The sequence below is a fragment of the Xanthomonas sp. NCPPB 3005 genome (assembly GCF_041228095.2).
Lineage (GTDB): Bacteria > Pseudomonadota > Gammaproteobacteria > Xanthomonadales > Xanthomonadaceae > Xanthomonas_A > Xanthomonas_A bonasiae.
Genome location: NZ_CP166096.2, coordinates 1793191 through 1811203, shown reverse-complemented (window position 1 = coordinate 1811203; position 18013 = coordinate 1793191). Strand labels below are relative to the sequence as shown.

Sequence of the window (18013 nt, the reverse complement as noted above, 5' to 3'; positions counted from 1 at the left end):
CCTGCCCTGCGCGAGGCGGCACGGCGCGGCATGAACACGCCGCTCGCGCCCCAGGCCGACGCCGAGACCGAGATCGCCACGCTCGGCGGCCAGAGCATGGGCACGACCTGGAGCGCGAAGCTGGTACTGCGCCGCCGTCGCGACCTGCATCCGCTGCACGCGGCGATCCAGGCGCAGCTCGACCAGGTGGTCGCGCAGATGAGCACCTGGGAGGCGGACTCGGACATCGGCCGCTACAACCGCGCCCCCGCCGGCAGCGTGCACGTGCTGCCCGCGGCGTTCGCCGAGGTGATGCGCTGCGCGTTGGACATCGCGCGGCGCAGCGACGGCGCGTTCGATCCCACCATCGGCGCGGTGCTGGGCCTGTGGGGGTTCGGCGCCGATGCCAGCCGCCAGCGCGTGCCCGATGCGGATGCGTTGCGCCAGGCGCGCGCCGCTGGCGACTGGCGGCAACTCGTGCTGGACGAGAGCGGCGCCAGGTTGCGCCAGCCGGGCGGCCTGCGCCTGGATCTTTCGGCGATCGCCAAGGGCTACGGGGTGGATCTGGCGGTGCGCGCACTGCGGGCGCAGGACGTGGCCAGCGCGCTGGTCGAGGTCGGCGGCGAACTCTACGGCTACGGCCGCAAGCCGGATGGTCAGCCATGGCGGGTGCTGGTGGAATCGGCGCCGGACGAAGACGCGCAGGCGCCGACGCCGCCGCGGGTGCTGGCGCTGGACGGCCGCGCGGTCGCCACCTCGGGCGATCGCTGGCACCGCTTCGAACAGGACGGCCAGCGCTACAGCCATACCCTGGATCCGCGCAGCGGCAGGCCGATCGCGGCGACGCTGGCGGCGGTCAGCGTGGTCGCCACGGATGCGATGCGGGCCGACGCCTGGGCCACCGCGCTGAGCGTGCTCGGCGCCGACGCCGGCCTGGCGTGCGCCGAACGCGAACGGCTGGCGGCACGCTTCCTGCTGCGCGATGGCGAACGCGTGCAGGAACGGCTCAGCAGCGCCTTCGCCGCGCTGCTCGACGCATGACCCGGCCGCGGCCGCAACGCAACTGGAATGCCGTCGGGCACGTGGCGACGTTCGCGTTGCTGGGCGCGATCGGCTATGCGCTGCTGCGGCTACACCCGCAGCCATGGTGGAACGGTGCGCCATCGCAGCAGCGCATTCTCTACGCGGCGCTGGCAACGGGCAGCTACGCGGCAGCCTGCCTTTGGCTGTGGTGGCGCGGTCGCCGCGGCGCGAAGCGCACCGGCAAGCAGGGCGACGCGCCGCTGCTGCTGGCCTGGGCCAGCCAGACCGGCTTCGCCCAGCAACTGGCGCTGCGCAGTGCCGCGGCCTTGCGTGCGGCGGGCCAGGCGGTACGCGTGCTGCCCTTGCAGAACGTCACCGCGGCCGACCTGGCCGGCGCAACGCAGGCGCTGTTCGTGGTCAGTACCAGCGGCGAAGGCGATCCGCCCGACCACGCGCTGCCGTTCCTGCGCAAGACGATGGCGCAGACGCAGACCTTGCCGCAGCTGGGCTACGCGCTGCTGGCGCTGGGCGATCGCCGCTACGACCATTTCTGCGCATTCGGCCGCCAGCTCGATGCCTGGCTGCGCCAGCACGGCGCGCATCCGCTGTTCGACCGCATCGACGTGGACAACGCCGACGACGCCGCACTGCGCCACTGGCAGCAATTGCTCGGCCAGCTCGCCGGCGGCAGCGAGCAACCCGACTGGAGTCCGCCGGCCTATCAGCGCTGGCAGTTGCAGCAGCGGCGCCTGTGCAATCCCGGCAGCGTCGGCGGCGCGGTGTTCGAACTGGCGCTGCTGCCTGCCGACGGCGCCCTGCCTGCGTGGCAGGCCGGCGACCTGGCCGAGATCGGTCCGTGTCATGGCGACAGCGTGGTGCAGGCCTGGCTGCAGGCCAGCGGTGTGGACGGCACGGCGACGCTGCAGCGCCCCGGCCAGGCGCCGACGACGCTGGCCGCGCTGCTGGCGCGCAGCCACCTGCCGGAGCCGGAGCAGCTCGCCGGCACCGCGCCCGCCGCCGTGGCCGCGCGCCTGCAACCGCTGCCGCACCGCGAATACTCGATCGCCTCGATGCCCAGCGACGGCGCGCTGCGCCTGTTGCTGCGCCGCGCGCTGCACGCGGACGGCACGCCCGGCCTGGGCAGCGGCTGGCTATGCGACACCGCGCCGATCGGTGCCGAGATCGCGCTGCGGCTGCGCCCGAATCCGCACTTCCATCCGCCGGCCGATCCGGCGCGGCCGCTGATCCTGATCGGCAACGGCACCGGCCTCGCCGGGCTGCGCGCGCACCTGCGCGCGCGCATCGACGCCGGCGCGACCCGCACCTGGCTGCTGTACGGCGAACGCCATGCCGCGCACGACGACCATTACGGCGAAGAACTGCGCACGTGGCTGGCGCACGGCGCGCTGCAGCGGCTGGATGCGGTGTTCTCGCGCGACGCCGGCGCGCACCGCTACGTGCAGGATGCGCTGCGCGCGGCCGCAGCGGACCTGCGCGACTGGGTCGCGCAAGGCGCGGCGATCTACGTCTGCGGCAGCCTGCGCGGCATGGCCCCGGGCGTGGACGCGGTGCTGGAGGAGGTGCTGGGGCGGCTGGGCAAGGAAACCCTGCTGCTGGAAGGGCGCTATCGGCGCGACGTGTACTGAGGCCAGCGCTTGCGCCGGCGTCGGGGCAATGCGATCCAGGCGTGGCCATGCGCGATAGCGGCTCGCGCAACCTGCCGGTGCCGCTTGCCATGTCGACACTGCCCCTGACCGATTCGATCAGCAGCCTGACGCAACGCTCCACAGGACCTGCGGTGCGCGGGCCGATCACGCCGTTGCGTCTGGCCATCGCGGTGGGTACGACGCCGCTCGGTGCGCCCCATCGTCGGCTGGGTCGTCGACGCATTCGGTCCACGCCGGGCACTGGGCATCGGTGCAGCCGCGAGCTTCGCCGCGGCAATGGTCGCGCTCACCTACTTGGTAGAACACCGTCACCTGCACCTACGCTTCAATGGTTGGCGTCCGCGCTTCACCAAGTAAGCGCGATGGTTCGCCACGCGCGCGTCATCCCACTACCGACAATGGGATGACGCGATCTCGCAGACTGCTTTCCTGCCCGATACATGACACATGCGAAAGGCGCGAAAGCCCGCGCGGCGGCGGCGGCAAGGCGTGCCGGCGTATGATCGCGTGCGCAACGCCAGCACCTTCCGCAATGAAAATCTCCGTCGCCTGTTTGCCCGAACAACCCAGCATTGCCCAGTCCTGCGAGCTCATCGCGCGCGCGCCATTGAGTGACTGGATGCCGGTACTGGACCGGCTTCGACAGGCGTTTCGATTGCCGGGCGATCGCTGGACGCGGATCCCCGAGGGCGCCAATGCCTTGTTCCAGCTTGGCGACGAGGTGATTGTCAAATTGGTGCCGCCCAACTGGCGCCAGCAAGGCGAAAAGGAGCGCCTCGTCGCACCGTTGCTGGACGGCACATTGTCGCTGCAGACGCCGCGTCTCCTTGGCGGCGGCGTGGTCGACAATTGGGTGTTCGTGATCTGCAGCCGACTGCCGGGCTCCCCGCTGGCCGATGTCTGGCCGGCGCTGGATGTGGGTCAGAAGCGTTCGATCATGCTGCAGGTGGGAACGCTGCTGCGCGAGCTGCGCAGCGTCGCGTTCGAGGCCGACATCGCGATCCGGGTGGAGTGGCGCCACTACATCGCCACGCTGATCTCCGATTGCCTCGCGCGGCATCGGCGCAATGCGATGCCCGCACATCTGGCGGCACAGGTCCTGCCCTACATCGAGGCGGCGGGCGATTTTTCGTCACCCGCGCAGCCGCGCTTCATTCACATGGACATCCATCCCTGGAATTTGATGGCGCACCACATCCAGGGGAAATGGACCCTCAGTGGGCTGCTCGATTTCGGCGACGCGATCATCGGCCAGTGCGATCTGTTCGAGTTGCTGACGCCACTGATCTTCATGGCGCAAGGCGACCCGACTCTGGTGAAGGCGCTGCTCGATGCCTATGGCCTGCTCGACGGCTACGATGCGCCAACCCTGCGCCGCCGGCTCATGGCCACCGCCTTGATCAGGCCCGATTCCGACATCGGCTTTTGCATGCAGCAGGTTCCGATCAGCGGACCGCGCGACACCTGGGAACAGATCGCCTTGCAGCTGTTCCCGTTGTGAGCCGGGACCGGCGCTGAACTGCGCGAGCGCGTCGTCGGCCGATCACCTGCGATGCACGTTGCTGGACACGGCGCCGGCCGAGGCACAGGGCGAACGTGACCCGTCGCGAGAAACGCGGAAGCAGCCGTACGCCATCGCTCCACTGCGCGCCGATGCGCATGAAGCACGATCATGCGAGCCAGGTCGGCAATGCCGTCGAGTGCGCGCTTACCGCCGTCCGCAGGCGTGCCCGAGACATGCGGGATGCGCAATGCGCGCGCCGATGCCGTGCGAATCGCGTGGATGATCCCTACGCTGCGTCGGCACCGGACGTGCCGTGCGCCAGCGGCGCACGACGGGGCGGACGGTCCGCCACGAGGGCGGACCGCCGCGGTCAGGCGGCGACGGAGAACGAACTCGATGCGCTGGCGGCGCCGCCGAAGCTGCGGTATTGGTTCGATGCCAGCTGGGCCAGCAAGGCATAGGCATCCTGCGCGCTGCTGTCGCTGCTTGAACTGGAGGCGCTGGAACTGCCGGTACCGGCGCTGGCGGCATCGCTGCCCTCCCCCCCTCGCGGCGGCGGCGGCCCCATCGGACGCGTGCCTTCCTTCAGCTCCTGCAGGCTGATCCCCCCATCCTGGTCGCTGTCGAGCGTGGCGAACAGATCGCTGCTGTCGCTGCCCTGGCTCGCTGCGCTCAACTCCTCGCTGCTGATGGTACCGTCGCCATCGGTGTCCAGGCTGTTGAGCAGCGATTCGGCGTCCACCTTGTCGCCACCGCCATCGCCACGCGGCGGCGGCGGCTGCAAGGCCTGGGCGAACTCGCTTTCGCTGACGGTGCCGCCGCCATCCTGGTCGAGCATGCTAAGCAAGCCATCGATATCGATGCTGGAATCGGTGTCGCTGTCGCTGGACTTCAACGCCGTGCTCAGCTCCGAACTGCTGAGGCTGCCGTCGCCGTCGCTGTCGATGCTCTTGAACAATTGCTGGAGCGGATTCTGCTTTTCGGCCTGCGTCGTCTGCGCTAGCGCACTGCTGGCCGTGCTGGTGCGGCTGACGGCATAGGCCGAACTGCCACTGCTGATGCTGCTGATCATGTTGACCCCCTGTGGTCATGAAGTGCAGTCGTGGAATGCAGCCATCGCTGCGGTCATGGCTGCGCCGACGCGGCAACCCGACGCAGGCAGTGTCGATGCAGGGTTTGTCAGCCAGATATCGGCTTTGTATCGATATTGAAACACGCGATAAACATCACATTGCAGCCGCGACCGACGATGCGAAGCGGCGCGCGGCATCCGCTGGTCGAACACGTGCCACGCGCGCGCCGGCAGTCTCATCGCGCCGGCCGCATGGGCGCGGCCATGCCGGGCACCGCGAGCGGTACCGGCAGCTGACACGCGGATCGGCGATGCCCGGCGTGCAGGCACGACTGAACCGATCTCCATGCCGCCTGCAACGCGGCACGGGATCAGCGTGCGGCAGGCATCCCCAACCGATGCGGCTCGAACAGATAGCCCTTGCCGCGCACGGTGCGGATCCATTGCGGCACCAGCGGGTCGTCGCCCAGCTTCTGCCGCAGCCGCGAGACCTGCAGATCGATGCCGCGACCGCCCTGGGGAACGCTGCCGTCGCTGTCGCCGATCGCCGCCCGCAGGTCCTCGCGACTGAGCACGTTGCCAGGCTGCTCGAGGAACACCGCCATCAAGCGCAATTCGCTGGGCGACAACGGGATCGCGCGCCCATCCGGCGCCACCGCCTGGTGCCGGTAGGCATCGACCTGCCACGCGCCGTCCTGCGCCGGCGCTGGCGGCGGCGCCGCACGGGTACGCCGCAACACCGCGTTGAGCCGCGCCACCAGTTCGCGCAGGTCCAGCGGCCGGCTCAAATAGTCGTCCGCGCCCAGATCCAGGCCGATCACCCGATCCACCGGCTCCGCCTGGTCGGCCATCATCACGATCGCGATGCCGCCACGGTCGCGCAGCTGCCGACACAGGTTCAGCCCTTCGCCGCCGCCGAGGCCGGCATTGAGCAGCACCGCGTCGTAGCGATCGGCCGCCAGCTGCGCATACAGCTGCACGCCGTTTTCGGCATCGTGGGTCTGCAAGTTGAAACGGGCCAGATAATCGCGAATCCGGTCGCGCAAGGCCGCGTCGTCGTCCACTACCAATACTTTCGCCAACCACCTGCTGTTATCCGAGGCCACCTGTTCGTTCCGGTCCACGGCTCCGGGATAGCCGCGTTCGCGCATTGGACGCGGTCGGCGGCAACCCCGCAAGAGCCACGCGCGTGGCGCAGGAAGCTCAGTCGGCGGGCGTCGCCAGCGGCTCGATGCGGATCGCCAGCAGCTCGCCGCCACCGCTCAAAGCGAAGCGCTGCCTGGTGTTGGCGGCCAACCAGGCGCTGTCGCCGGCGGCCAGCGGCGGCAATCCGCAGCCCTCATCGAACTGCGCCTGCCCTGCCAGAAGATGAACGACCCAACGGATTCCAGGTTCGGCGAAGAACAGCATCGGCCCGACCAGCGGCCGATGCAGCAGTTGCGTGCGCAGGCGGTCGCGACGCCACATCAGGTTGAAGTCGTGGGTGGGGCCGTCGAGCAGTTCGCCGCGCAGCGGCCGCTCGCCGGCGAAGCGCAGCCGCGCATACGGCGGCTCGAGCAGGTGCACCGCGCCGTCGTCGAAGCGCAGGCGCAGGCCGGCGCCGCGCAGCAGCACCAGTTCCCGATCGATGCCGGGAAAACTGGAAAAGGCCGCGTCCTGCTCGATCTCGGCGATCGACAGGCGCAGCAGCCAGTCGTCGCTGTCCGCTTGCGGCAGGCGCAGGATCTCCCGCGTCCAACCCAGTCCGTTACGCCAGCGCTCGCGGCGGTAGTCGTTGGCGGGGATCACCCGCGAAGGCATGTTGCACCAGTCCATCGGCGCATTCTGCACGATCCGGCGGCGCTGCCGGAGGCAGCGACATCGGCAGGCATCTGCGGTTTCCCGCGCCTACCCCCCAGCCGTCGGCAAGTACGAACGGCGTCGGCGAGCACCAGCCAGCGGTCTTGCGAGAATCGCGACGGGCCATCGCCCGTTCGGCGACGTCGGCGGGTCTCGCCAGCGCAGGCGCATCGGCGCGCCGCTCTGGCAGCCACCGACAGCAGGAGTACCGGATCGCGGCGAGCAGACCGGCGCGAAGCGCCCGACAAAAAACCTTCGCCCATAAAAAACGTCGCCCGGCTGCACGTCATTGTGCAACACCGGGCGACGATGTACGTCCTTGTCGGCTTCCTGCCTCCCCCGCTGAGCGTCCTGCTCAGCGAGGTCGCGACCGCGCGTCCTGCGCCAGCCGTATCCTCTGTCCTTTCAAATCCCTTGAATGCCTTTAAATCCGTTTAATCCTTAAATCCGTTTAACGCCTTTCCACCGGCTTGGCGGCTGCCGTCTTGGCTACCGTCGGCGTGGTCGCCTTCGTGGCTCCCACTTCGATCCGGTCGTGGTTCCGTTCGACCGTCTTGAGTCCGATTCCCTTCACCTGCGTCAGGTCCTCGACGCTTTTGAAGGGGCCGTGTGCCTGTCTGTAGTCGACGATCGCCTGTGCCTTGGAGGCACCCACGTTCAACAACACCCGGTCGATTTCCGCTGCACTAGCGGAGTTGATGTTGACCTTGTCCGCGGCGAGCGCGGAACCGGTCAGCAGCAACGCCAGGACCAGAGACTTCAGGACCACGATAAAAGACTGCATGGCAACACTCCTTGTGACTTGGATGGGGACTTCACCGGCCTCTCCTGCCGGTGTCGAAAGCATCCCTCGCCACATGGGTACAGCCTATCGCCAACGCCCTTTCCAAACAGCAGGTAAACGGCGCGTCAACGTGTAGGAAAAACCCTACACGGCGGTCGCGGCGTAGAATGTGCGTCACTTTCTTTTGCAACAAAGCTGGAGTGCTCCATGGACAGTGCCAAGATCGACCGTTTCCTGAGCGAGAAGTGGGACGACGACATCGTCCCGCAACTGGTCGATTACATCCGCATCCCCAACAAATCGCCGATGTTCGACGCCGATTGGGTCGCCAATGGCTACATGGACGATGCGGTGCGGCTGATGGAGCGCTGGGCGCGCGCGCAGGCCATCCCTGGCCTGGCGGTGGAGGTGGTGCAGTTGGAAGGGCGCACGCCGCTGATCTATCTGGAAGTGCCGGCCACCGGCGCGGAGACCGGCGCGGACACGGTGCTGCTGTACGGGCACCTGGACAAGCAGCCGGAGATGACCGGCTGGGACGACGACCTGGGTCCGTGGACGCCGGTGCTCAAGGGCGACCGCCTGTACGGCCGCGGCGGCGCCGACGACGGCTATGCGCTGTTCGGTTCGCTGGCCGCGATTCTGGCGCTGCAGGACCAGGGCATCCCGCATGCGCGCTGCGTGATCCTGATCGAGGCCTGCGAGGAATCGGGCAGCTACGACCTGCCCGCCTACGTCGACCACCTGGCCGAACGCATCGGCAAGCCGTCGCTGGTGGTGTGCCTGGATTCGGGCTGCGGCAACTACGAGCAGCTGTGGTGCACGACCTCGCTGCGCGGCCTGGCCGGCGGCAACTTCAGCGTCAAGGTGCTCAGCGAAGGCGTGCATTCGGGCGATGCGTCCGGCGTGGTGCCGTCCAGTTTCCGCGTGCTGCGCGACCTGCTGTCGCGGCTGGAGGACGAAGCCACCGGCAAGATCAAGATCGAGGGCCTGTATTCGCAGATTCCGGAAGAACGCCTGACGCAGGCGCGCAAGGTGGCCGAGGTGCTCGGCGACGAGGTCTACAGCAAGTTCCCGTTCCTGCCGGGGATGACTCCGATGGACGAGGACCTGACCGAACTGGTGCTCAACCGCACCTGGCGCCCCGCCTTGTCGGTGACCGGTGCCGACGGCCTGCCGCCGCTGGCCTCGGCCGGCAACGTGCTGCGCCCGCAGACCGCGGTGAAGCTGTCGCTGCGCCTGCCGCCGACGCTGGACGGCAAGCGCGCCGGCGAGTTGCTGAAGGACGTGTTGCTGCGCGACCCGCCGTACGGTGCCGAGGTGTCGCTGGCGCTGGAGAAGTCGTCCTCGGGCTGGAACGCGCCGGCGCAGTCGCCATGGCTGACCGACGCGATCGAGGCCGCCTCGCAGGCGGCGTTCGGCAAGCCGGCGATGTACATGGGCGAAGGCGGCTCGATCCCGTTCATGGGCATGCTCGGCGAGAAGTTCCCCGGTGCGCAGTTCATGATCACCGGCGTGCTCGGCCCGCACTCCAACGCGCACGGGCCCAACGAGTTCCTGCACATTCCGATGGGCAAGCGGGTCACCGCCTGCGTGTCGAGGGTGATCGCCGAGCACCATGCGGCCAGCGTGCGCGGCGAGACCACCGGCAGCGCCGCGGTGGCCGGCGGCGAGCAGCACGGCGGGCACGGCTGCTGCTGAGCGTGCGGCGGCCGTCGGCGACGACGGCCGCCATGCTGCAGGCGCGGCCAGACCCGGTGCATCGCTGCAGCGCCTGCACGAGCCGCGCCTGCACGGCCGCTTAAAGGGCGTCGCCCGCCACTGCGCCATGTACGCCGCGTAGCGGCCGAATCTGGCACGATCCGCTTCACTTCCACGTTTCGGTACGCTCCCATGCACAACCTGTTCGGCAGCGACAGTTGGCTGTACGTCATCCTGGTCGGCTTCGTGGTCGGCCTGCTGGCGCGCCTCCTGGGTCCGAGCGGCGGCCGCTCCGGCTGCCTGTTCACCGTCTTGCTCGGCATCGCCGGCGCACTGGTGGCCGGCTGGTTCGGCCACTACATGGGCTGGTACAGCCGCGGCGAGCCGGCCGGCTTCCTCGGTGCGCTGCTCGGCGCCATCGCCCTGCTCGCGCTGTTGCGGCTGTTCCTCGGCAAGCGCTGAGGCCGCACCGCGGCGCCGGCACGGCTCGCCATGCCGACGCCGCACGTTTACGCTGTGCGGCCAATGTCCGCCGCAGCGCACCGATGAGTTCCAGCACCGATCTTCCCGACGCGCCGGACCTGCGCGCAGCACAACGCCAACACTGGGCGCGCACCGCATTGGGCGATACGCAGGCGACGCTGCAGCGCGCGTCGATCGACGCCGGTTGGCGCAGCTACTGGCGCAGCCACGGCGCAGGCGCCAGCCGCGTGCTGATGGATTCGCCGCCCGGCCTGGAGGACGTGCGTCCGTGGTTGCGCATGCATGCGCTGCTGCAGCAAGGCGGCGTGCGCGTGCCGGCGATCCTGGCGCAGGACGCGGAGGCCGGCTTCCTGCTGCTGGAAGATCTGGGCGGGCCGACCCTGGCGCAGACGCTGGACGCTGCCTCGGCCGATGCCCACTTCGATGCGGCGCTCGGGCAACTGCTGCGGCTGCAGGCGATCGCGCCGCCGCCGGAACTGGGCGTGTTCGGCGAGGCGCTGCTGCAGCGCGACGCCGGCTTGTTCGACGAGTGGTTCCTGCGTCGGCACCTGGACCTGGACCTGGACTGCGCCGAAATCGACGCGCTCGAACTGGTGCAGCGCCGCTTGATGGACAACGCGCTGGCGCAGCCGCGGGTGCTGGTGCACCGCGACTTCATGCCGCGCAACCTGATGCCGGTGGCCGACGGCCCGGCGGTGCTGGATTTCCAGGACTGCGTGCTCGGCCCGGTCGCCTACGATCCGGTCAGCCTGTTCAAGGACACCACGGTGAGCTGGCCGCTGGCGCGGGTCGATGGCTGGCTGGCGCGCTACCACGCGCGCGCGCTGCAGGCCGGGATCGCGCTGCCGCCGCTGGCCCAGTTCCTGCGCGATGCGGACTGGATGGGCGTGCAGCGGCACCTGAAGAACCTGGGCATCTTCGCGCGGCTGAACTACCGCGACGGCAAGGCCTGGTACCTGGACAACGTGCCGCGCTTCATCGGCTACCTCGACGAGGTGTTGCCACGCCACCCCGCCCTGCAGCCGCTCGCGCAGTTGCTGGAGACGCGGATCAAGCCGGCGCTGGCGCAGCGCGCGGCGGCCGGCGCATGAAGGCGCTGGTCTTCGCCGCCGGCTTCGGCGAACGCATGCGGCCGCTGACCGAACGCACGCCCAAACCGCTGCTGAGCGTGGGCGGCACGCCGTTGATCGTCTGGCACCTGCGCAAACTCGCCGCACTCGGCGTGCGCGAGGTGGTGATCAACACCTCGTGGCTGGCCGAGCAGTTCCCGCAGGCGCTCGGCGACGGCAGCGCGTTCGGCCTGCGCATCGCCTATTCCTACGAAGGCGCCACGCCGCTGGAGACCGGCGGCGGCATGCTGCACGCACTCCCGCTCCTCGGGCCGGCGCCGTTCCTGCTGGTCAACGGCGACATCTGGACCGATTTCGATTTCGCGCAGCTGGCGCCGGAGCCGGCCGGGCTGGCGCAGCTGGTGCTGGTCGATCCGCCGGCCTACGCGGCGCACGGCGATTTCGCGCTGCATGCCGACGCCACGCTGCGCAGCGACGGCGCGCCGCTGCTGACCTATGCCGGCGTGGGCGTCTATCGGCCGGAGCTGCTGCGCGATTGGCAGGCGGCATTCGCTACGCCGATTGCCGACCATGGCACGCCGCCTCGATTCGCCTTGGCGCCGATCCTGCGTACGCATATGCGCGACGGCGCCATCCATGGCCTGCACCATCGCGGCCGCTGGACCGACGTCGGCACGCCGCAGCGGTTGGCAGCGTTGGATGGAGAGCTGGGAATCGGGAATGGGGAATCGGGAATGGGGAAAAGCTGAGGTTCCCGCGGGGTTGCCCGCGTCACGCTGGCGCGCAGCCACCTCCAAGAACATCGATTCCGAGAACGGCACGCCAGGGCACGGCTGATGAAATGCGAACGCGTGCGTCGAATTCTTGGGAGATCGGGGATACCCGTGCATCGCCCAAGCAGGAAAAATCGCTCACCGAGTTCGCAGCACGGCTTCCGGTTGCGGAGTGTCAGCTCTTCCCCATTCCCGTTTCCCCACTCCCCATTCCCAGCCTGCGCAGGAACGGCACCGTGACCCGCCGCTGCGCCGCCAGCGATTCGCGGTCCAGCCGCTCCAGCAACGCGACCAGGCCGGCCAGGTCGCGGCCGGCATGGGTCAGCAGCCAGTCGATCGCCGCATCCTCCAGCACCAGCCCGCGGCGTTGCGCGCGCTCGCGCAGCACCGCGGCGCGGCCGGCGTCGTCCAGCGGCGACAGCGCGATGCGCGTGCATTGCGCCAGCCGCGAGCGCAGGTCGGGCAGATTCAGCGCCAGCCCGTCGGGCATCGCCTGCGCGGTGTACAACAGGGTGCCCCCCGCGCTGCGCGCGCGGTTGTGGAAATCGAACAGCGCCACTTCGTCCTCGCGCTGCCCAGCGATCGCCTCCAGCCCGTCCAGCGCGACCACGTCGCGGCCTTCCAGCGCTTCCAGCGCGTCGCGCAGGCGCCCGGACGCGGCCTGCAGCGGCAGGTAGGCGGCGCTGCGCCCGGCCTGCTCGGCCGCCGCGCACAGCGCCAGCACCAGATGGGTCTTGCCGGTGCCGGCGGGACCGGACAGGTAGATCCAGTCCACGTCGCGGCCGTCGGCGACGGCCTGCAATTGCGCCAGCAACCCGGCCGGGGCGCCGACATAGCGGTCGAAGCGCTGCTCCGGCGGATAGCGCAACGCCAACGGCAGCTGCGGCACGCTCACGGCTGGTCGGGGCTACGCGGCGGCAGTTCGATCAGCGGCGCGCGCTCGGCGCTGCCATCGAGCAGGATCGCCGACTTGTCGCCGGCATACAGCTCGCTCTGCCGGTACTGCTCGTGCAGGTAGTGCAGCAGCACGTTGGCCACCGCCGCCACCGGCAGCGCCAGCAGCATGCCGAGGAAGCCGAACAACTGGCCGCCGGCCATCACCGCGAAGATCACCGCCACCGGGTGCAGGCCGATCTTGTCGCCGACGATGCGCGGGGTCAGCACGTAGCTTTCCAGCAACTGGCCGACGGTGAACACCACGCCGACCAGGATCATCAGCTGCAGGTCGAAACCCTTGGACTGGACCAGCGCCGCCAGGATCGCCAGCAGGATGCCGGTGGTCGCGCCCAGGTACGGGATGAAGCTGATCAGGCCGGCGACGATGCCGATCAGCAGGCCCAGATTGAGCCCGATCAGGCTCAGCCCGCCGGCGTAGATCACCCCCAGCGCCAGCATCACCAGGAACTGGCCGCGGATGAACGCGCCCAGCACGTCGTTGGACTGCCGCGCCAGGCGGCCGACCGTGGCGACGTGGTTGCGCGGGATGGTCGCGGCCACGCGCTCGACCAGGATGTCCCAGTCGCGCAGGAAGTAGAAGGTCAGGATCGGCAGCAGCACCAGGTTCACCACCCAGGTGACCATCGCGAAGCCCGAGCGCGACAGATAGCCGAAGAAGGTCGCGGCGACGCCGCCGGCCTGCTGCCAGTGGCCGCGGATCCATTCGATCAGCCGCTCCGGATCCAGCCAGGCCATCAGCTGCAGCCCGGTCTTCTGCTCGGCCCACGGGATCGCGGTGCCGGTGAACCAGTCGCGCGCCTGCGGCAGCACATCGATGAAGGTGACGATCTGCCGCTCCAGCATCGGCACCAGGATCAGCAGCGCCAGCACCAGCAACAGCAGCATCAGCACGAACACCAGGGTCACCGCCATGTTGCGCGAACGGCCGGCGCGCTCCAGGCGATCGACCAGCGGATCGCCGAGCCAGCCCAGCAGCAGCGCCAGCACGAACGGGGTCAGAATCGGCGCCAGCAATGCGATCACCCACAGCACGCCCAGGATCACCGCGGCCCATTTCAGGCGGCGCAGGAACTGGGCGATTTCCGCTTCGGGGGACAGCGTCATTTGAGCCGGTACTCCGTGCGCTCGGTATTGAGGATGATCGGACCGCCCTCGACCGGCACTGTCACCGGCTGCAGCGGACTGTCGGCGCCGAGCATGCGGTTCAGCCCGGACACGCCGCTGAGCAGGTCCAGATCCAGTTCCAGGCGGTCGCCGCTGGCCTGGATCGGCACGATGCGCCGCACCACCGAGGTATTCTGCAGCGCCGCGGACACGCGCAGGTAGTCGTCGGCGCTACGGATGCCGCTGATCACCACCCGGTACACGCCGGCCGGCCCGGTGCTGGCCGCCTTGGCGTAGCGCTTGACCAGCGCGTCGGCGGCACCGTCGGCGCCGGCGGCCATGGCCCGGCGCGCGTCGGCGTCGCTGACCGACCAGCTGGACAGCGTCTTGCCGCTGTCGACGAACACCCAGTCGGCGGTCCAGCCGCCGGACTTGCTGCGGTACAGCTTGCCGATCAGTTGCATCGGCGGGCTGTAGCGCGACGAGGCGCTGGCCACCGCGGCGGTGTCCTGGCGCCAGATCGCGCCGACCAGCGCCTGCTCGGCGGCGCTGCCGGTGGGCAGGCCGAGCCGGTAGCCGCGCTCGATTGCCCGGTCCAGCACGCTACGCGCGGCATTGGACTGCTGCACGCCGACCAGGCGCGGGCCGCTGCCGTCGTCGATCGCCAGCCACAGCACCGGCTTGGGCCGCGGCTGCGGCCACAGCGGCAGGCCCAGCGCCGCGGCCAGGCCGTCGACGTCGCTCTGCCGGAAGCGCGCGATCAAGGTGGTACGGAAGGTCGGCGCGCCGCTCGGCGAGGTGCCCTGGTCCTGGCGGTAGTCGTAGCTGTCGACGAAGTTCTTGGCGTTGCGCAGCGCCTGGGTCACCCCCGGGCGCGACATCACCGCGCGGTCGCCGGAGATCTTGCCGAGCACCACGCCCAGCGCGCGCGCCACCGCGCCGTTGCGGTCGGCCTCGCTCTGGCTGTTGACCGGCACCTCGGCGTCGTAGGGGCTCTGCGCGCCGGCGACGTCGCCTTCGGTGCGCAGACCGGCCTGGGCCAGGGCGGCCGCGGCGGGCAGGCACAGCGCGAAAGACAGGAGTAAGGCAAGGCTGCGGCGCATCGAAGGTTCCATTGCTCGGCGTATCCGGGGCGAATTGTTGCCCGAATGCGGTCGTAGCGCCAATGCGGCCTGTTAAAATCGCCGTCTTTCCGCCGACGCCACCGCCCGTGACCACTCCCAAGACCCCCGCCGCCGCCCCGTTGACCTACCGCGACGCCGGCGTCGACATCGATGCAGGCAATGCCGTCGTCGAACGCATCAAACCCTTGGTCAAGCGCAGTTTCCGCCCCGAAGTGATGGGCGGGCTGGGCGGTTTCGGCGCGCTGTTCGACCTGTCCGGCAAGTACCGCGAGCCGGTGCTGGTGTCCGGCACCGACGGCGTCGGCACCAAGCTGAAGCTGGCGCAACAGCTGGGCCGGCACGACAGCATCGGCATCGATCTGGTCGGCATGTGCGTCAACGACGTGCTGGTGCAGGGCGCCGAGCCGCTGTTCTTCCTGGACTACTTCGCCACCGGCAAGCTCGACGTGGAGACCACCGTGGCGGTGGTCGGCGGCATCGCCCGCGGCTGCGAACTGGCCGGCTGCGCGCTGATCGGCGGCGAAACCGCGGAAATGCCCGACATGTACCCGCCGGGCGAGTACGACCTGGCCGGCTTCACCGTCGGCGCGGTGGAGAAGTCGCAGCTGCTCGACGGCGCCAAGGTGCGCCAGGGCGACGTGCTGATCGGCATCGCCTCTTCCGGCCCGCACTCCAACGGCTATTCGCTGGTCCGCCGCATCTACGACCGCGCCGGGCGCCCGGCCGAGCTGCAGCTCGGCGGCACCACCCTGGCCGACGCGCTGATGGCGCCGACCGCGCTGTACGTCAAGCCGATCCTGTCGCTGCTGCGCGGCGAGCACGCCGACGGCATCCACGCGATGGCGCACATCACCGGCGGCGGCCTGACCGAGAACATCATCCGCGTCATCCCCGACGGCCTGGGCCTGGACATCCGCGCCAGCGCCTGGACCCTGCCGCCGGTGTTCGAATGGCTGCAGCGCGAAGGCGCGGTCGCCGACAGCGAGATGTGGCGCACCTTCAACTGCGGCATCGGCTTCGTGCTGGTGGCCGCCCCCGACCAGGTCGCCGCGCTGGAGCGCAGCCTGGACACGCTGGGCCTGGCGCATTGGCAGATCGGCGCGGTGGTGGCGGCCGGCGCCGGCGAACGCGTGCACATCGGCTGAGCCGCATGGCGGCGGGCAAACGCGCCTGGCTGGCGCTGACCCTGGCGGTGTTCGCCGCCAGCTGGGTGCATCCGCTGTGGCCGGCGGAACAGGCGATGCACAGTTCGCTGGCGGTGCTGGGCATCGCCTGGCTGGTCTGGCACGACCGCCGCTGGCCGCTGCGCAGCGCGCACTTCGCCGCGATCTGCGCGTTCATCAGCGTGCACAACATCGCCGCGCACTGGCTGTATTCCAACGTGCCCTACGACCAGTGGCTGCGCACGCTGAGCGGCGGCTGGTCGCCGAACGCCGCGTTCGGCTGGCAGCGCAACCACACCGACCGGCTGATCCACCTGCTGTTCGGGCTGTGCTTCGCGCCGGCGCTGCGCGACTACGCGCGGCAACGCTGGCCGGCGCTGTCGCCGCGCCAGGCATTCGCGCTGGCGACGATGGCGATCATGTGCGCCAGCCTGCTCTACGAATGGCTGGAGTGGCTGATCGCGCTGCTGCTGTCGCCGGAGCAGGCCGAGTCCTACAACGGCCAGCAGGGCGATCCGTGGGACGCGCACATGGACATGCTGCTGGCCACGCTGGGCTGCGCGAGCGCCTGGCCGTGGCAGCGCGCCGGGCGTCTGCCCCCTTCCCCGCACTAGAAGACGGACGATGGCACTGCCCCCACCCCTTCCCGTTGCGGACATCGCCCACGCCGAGACCCTGCGTGCCGAGTCCGAGCTGAGCACCCTGGCGATGCTGTATGCCGTGATGGCGGGGCTGCAGTGCCTGATGCTGCTGCTGGTTGGCGGCCTCCTGGCCTACGGCGTGCATCGGGAGGCCGAGCTCAACGCCGTCGGCCAGAGCCCCGACCAGGCCCAGGCCGGGGTGGTCGCGATCGTGCTGCTGTCGATGCTGCTGGCGTTCGGGCTGGTCTCGCTGATCCTGAAGGTGCTGACCGCGCGCGCGCTGCGCCAGCGCCGCCGCCTGCTGCTGTGCAACGCCACCGCCGTGGTGACCTGCCTGGGTTTCCCGCTGGGCACGGCACTGGGCGTGTGGACCCTGCTGGTGCTGCAGCGCCCGGCCGCCATCGCCCTGTTCCGGAAGGCGTAGCCGATGACGATCCGTCTTGCGGTGCTGGTCTCCGGCCGTGGCTCCAACCTGCAGGCGCTGCTCGACGCGATCGCCGCCGGCGCGCTGGACGCGCAGGTGGCGGGCGTGTTCAGCGACCGCGCGCAGGCGCCGGCGTTGGCCAAGGTGGCGCCGGCGCAGCGCTGGTCGGCGGCGCCGAACGGCTTCCCCGACCGCGCCGCGTTCGACCAGGCGCTGGGCGACGCGGTCGCCGCCGTGCAGCCGGACTGGATCGTCTGCGCCGGCTACATGCGCATCCTCGGCGCCGGCTTCGTGCAGCGCTTCGCCGGCCGCCTGCTCAACATCCACCCGTCGCTGCTGCCCAAGTACCGCGGCCTGCACACGCATGCGCAGGCGCTGGCGGCCGGCGATGCCGAGCATGGCGCCAGCGTGCACTTCGTGGTTCCGGAACTGGATGCCGGCGCGGTGGTCGCGCAGGTGCGGGTGCCGGTGCAGCCCGGCGACCGCCCGGAGGACCTGGCGCAACGCCTGTTGCCGCGCGAGCACCAGCTGCTGTGCGCGGCGCTGCAGCTGGCCGCGTCCGGGCGCCTGGCTGAACGGGATGGCAGGGTCTGGCTCGACGGTCAGTGCCGGTTTAGTCCGCTGCGCCTAGATTGCCAGGGCATGCTGATTCCCTGAATACGTCGCAGCGCGAAGCGCACTGGTCGTGTTCGCGCCCAACTCCCCTCC

Annotated in this window: 18 protein-coding genes; 11 read left to right on the top strand and 7 right to left on the bottom strand. The window is 69.9% G+C overall.

Annotated features, from left to right (window positions below; translation table 11 throughout):
- The first annotated feature begins 30 nt into the window (after positions 1-30).
- From AB8810_RS07705 to AB8810_RS07695, 3 genes are all read left to right on the top strand, one after another.
- Complete coding sequence (locus AB8810_RS07705; RefSeq protein WP_369916071.1) at positions 31-1020, top strand: FAD:protein FMN transferase; 990 nt, start codon at positions 31-33, stop codon at positions 1018-1020.
- The gene (locus tag AB8810_RS07700; RefSeq protein ID WP_369916069.1) at positions 1017-2648 is read left to right on the top strand and encodes a sulfite reductase subunit alpha; all 1632 of its coding nucleotides are present in this window, start codon (positions 1017-1019) and stop codon (positions 2646-2648) included. Before AB8810_RS07705 ends, AB8810_RS07700 begins: the two co-directional genes overlap by 4 nt.
- Positions 2649-3201: 553 nt before the next feature.
- Positions 3202-4170, top strand: a complete 969-nt coding sequence (locus AB8810_RS07695) for a phosphotransferase family protein (RefSeq protein WP_369916067.1) — start codon at positions 3202-3204, stop codon at positions 4168-4170.
- Positions 4171-4543: 373 nt separating this feature from the next.
- Here AB8810_RS07695 and xopAW read toward each other — a convergent pair whose 3' ends face one another.
- The 4 genes from xopAW to AB8810_RS07675 form a co-directional block, all read right to left on the bottom strand.
- Positions 4544-5245, bottom strand: coding sequence for a XopAW family type III secretion system calcium-binding effector (gene xopAW / locus AB8810_RS07690; protein ID WP_369916065.1), 702 nt, complete (start codon positions 5243-5245; stop codon positions 4544-4546).
- Positions 5246-5616: 371 nt separating this feature from the next.
- Complete coding sequence (locus AB8810_RS07685) at positions 5617-6309, bottom strand: response regulator transcription factor (RefSeq protein WP_338123871.1); 693 nt, start codon at positions 6307-6309, stop codon at positions 5617-5619.
- A 139-nt stretch (positions 6310-6448) separates the two neighbouring features.
- The gene (locus AB8810_RS07680) at positions 6449-7045 is read right to left on the bottom strand and encodes a HutD family protein (RefSeq protein ID WP_369916641.1); all 597 of its coding nucleotides are present in this window, start codon (positions 7043-7045) and stop codon (positions 6449-6451) included.
- 490 nt (positions 7046-7535) lie between these two features.
- Positions 7536-7943, bottom strand: a complete 408-nt coding sequence (locus AB8810_RS07675) for a ComEA family DNA-binding protein (RefSeq protein WP_179566202.1) — start codon at positions 7941-7943, stop codon at positions 7536-7538.
- A gap of 132 nt (positions 7944-8075) precedes the next feature.
- Between AB8810_RS07675 and AB8810_RS07670 the strand changes: the two genes are divergently transcribed.
- From AB8810_RS07670 to murU, 4 genes are all read left to right on the top strand, one after another.
- Complete coding sequence (locus tag AB8810_RS07670; protein ID WP_206257943.1) at positions 8076-9566, top strand: M20 family metallopeptidase; 1491 nt, start codon at positions 8076-8078, stop codon at positions 9564-9566.
- Positions 9567-9758: 192 nt separating this feature from the next.
- A complete protein-coding gene (locus AB8810_RS07665) occupies positions 9759-10028 on the top strand; it encodes a GlsB/YeaQ/YmgE family stress response membrane protein (protein ID WP_263112862.1) in 270 nt (89 codons plus the stop codon).
- 83 nt (positions 10029-10111) lie between these two features.
- Positions 10112-11140: an aminoglycoside phosphotransferase family protein gene (locus AB8810_RS07660; protein ID WP_369916062.1), complete on the top strand. Its 1029-nt coding sequence runs from the start codon at positions 10112-10114 to the stop codon at positions 11138-11140.
- Positions 11137-11868: an N-acetylmuramate alpha-1-phosphate uridylyltransferase MurU gene (gene murU, locus AB8810_RS07655; RefSeq protein WP_369916060.1), complete on the top strand. Its 732-nt coding sequence runs from the start codon at positions 11137-11139 to the stop codon at positions 11866-11868. Before AB8810_RS07660 ends, murU begins: the two co-directional genes overlap by 4 nt.
- Positions 11869-12067: 199 nt before the next feature.
- Here the strand turns inward: murU and hda are convergent, their stop codons facing one another.
- Genes hda through AB8810_RS07640 form a run of 3 tightly spaced genes read right to left on the bottom strand, consistent with a single transcriptional unit; the run spans position 12068 to position 15068 of the window.
- A complete protein-coding gene (gene hda / locus AB8810_RS07650; protein WP_369916059.1) occupies positions 12068-12787 on the bottom strand; it encodes a DnaA regulatory inactivator Hda in 720 nt (239 codons plus the stop codon).
- Positions 12784-13953 carry an AI-2E family transporter gene (locus AB8810_RS07645; protein ID WP_185822641.1) on the bottom strand — a complete coding sequence of 390 codons (1170 nt, stop codon included), beginning with the start codon at positions 13951-13953 and terminating at the stop codon, positions 12784-12786. Before AB8810_RS07645 ends, hda begins: the two co-directional genes overlap by 4 nt.
- Positions 13950-15068, bottom strand: a complete 1119-nt coding sequence (locus AB8810_RS07640; protein WP_191825740.1) for a DUF2066 domain-containing protein — start codon at positions 15066-15068, stop codon at positions 13950-13952. The genes AB8810_RS07645 and AB8810_RS07640 overlap by 4 nt, the downstream gene beginning before the upstream one ends.
- A 128-nt stretch (positions 15069-15196) precedes the next feature.
- On the opposite strand from AB8810_RS07640, the gene purM reads away from it, so the two are divergent.
- The 4 genes from purM to purN are packed head-to-tail and all read left to right on the top strand — an operon-like array spanning position 15197 to position 17962.
- Positions 15197-16222 (top strand): phosphoribosylformylglycinamidine cyclo-ligase, encoded by a 1026-nt coding sequence (gene purM, locus AB8810_RS07635; protein WP_179567929.1) that lies wholly within the window; start codon positions 15197-15199, stop codon positions 16220-16222.
- 5 nt (positions 16223-16227) lie between these two features.
- Positions 16228-16854, top strand: a complete 627-nt coding sequence (locus tag AB8810_RS07630; RefSeq protein WP_369916056.1) for a DUF2238 domain-containing protein — start codon at positions 16228-16230, stop codon at positions 16852-16854.
- Positions 16855-16864: 10 nt separating this feature from the next.
- On the top strand, positions 16865-17305 hold the full coding sequence (locus tag AB8810_RS07625) for a hypothetical protein (protein WP_206257938.1): 441 nt from the start codon (positions 16865-16867) through the stop codon (positions 17303-17305).
- 3 nt (positions 17306-17308) lie between these two features.
- Positions 17309-17962 carry a phosphoribosylglycinamide formyltransferase gene (gene purN, locus AB8810_RS07620; RefSeq protein WP_369916054.1) on the top strand — a complete coding sequence of 218 codons (654 nt, stop codon included), beginning with the start codon at positions 17309-17311 and terminating at the stop codon, positions 17960-17962.
- Positions 17963-18013: the final 51 nt, after the last annotated feature.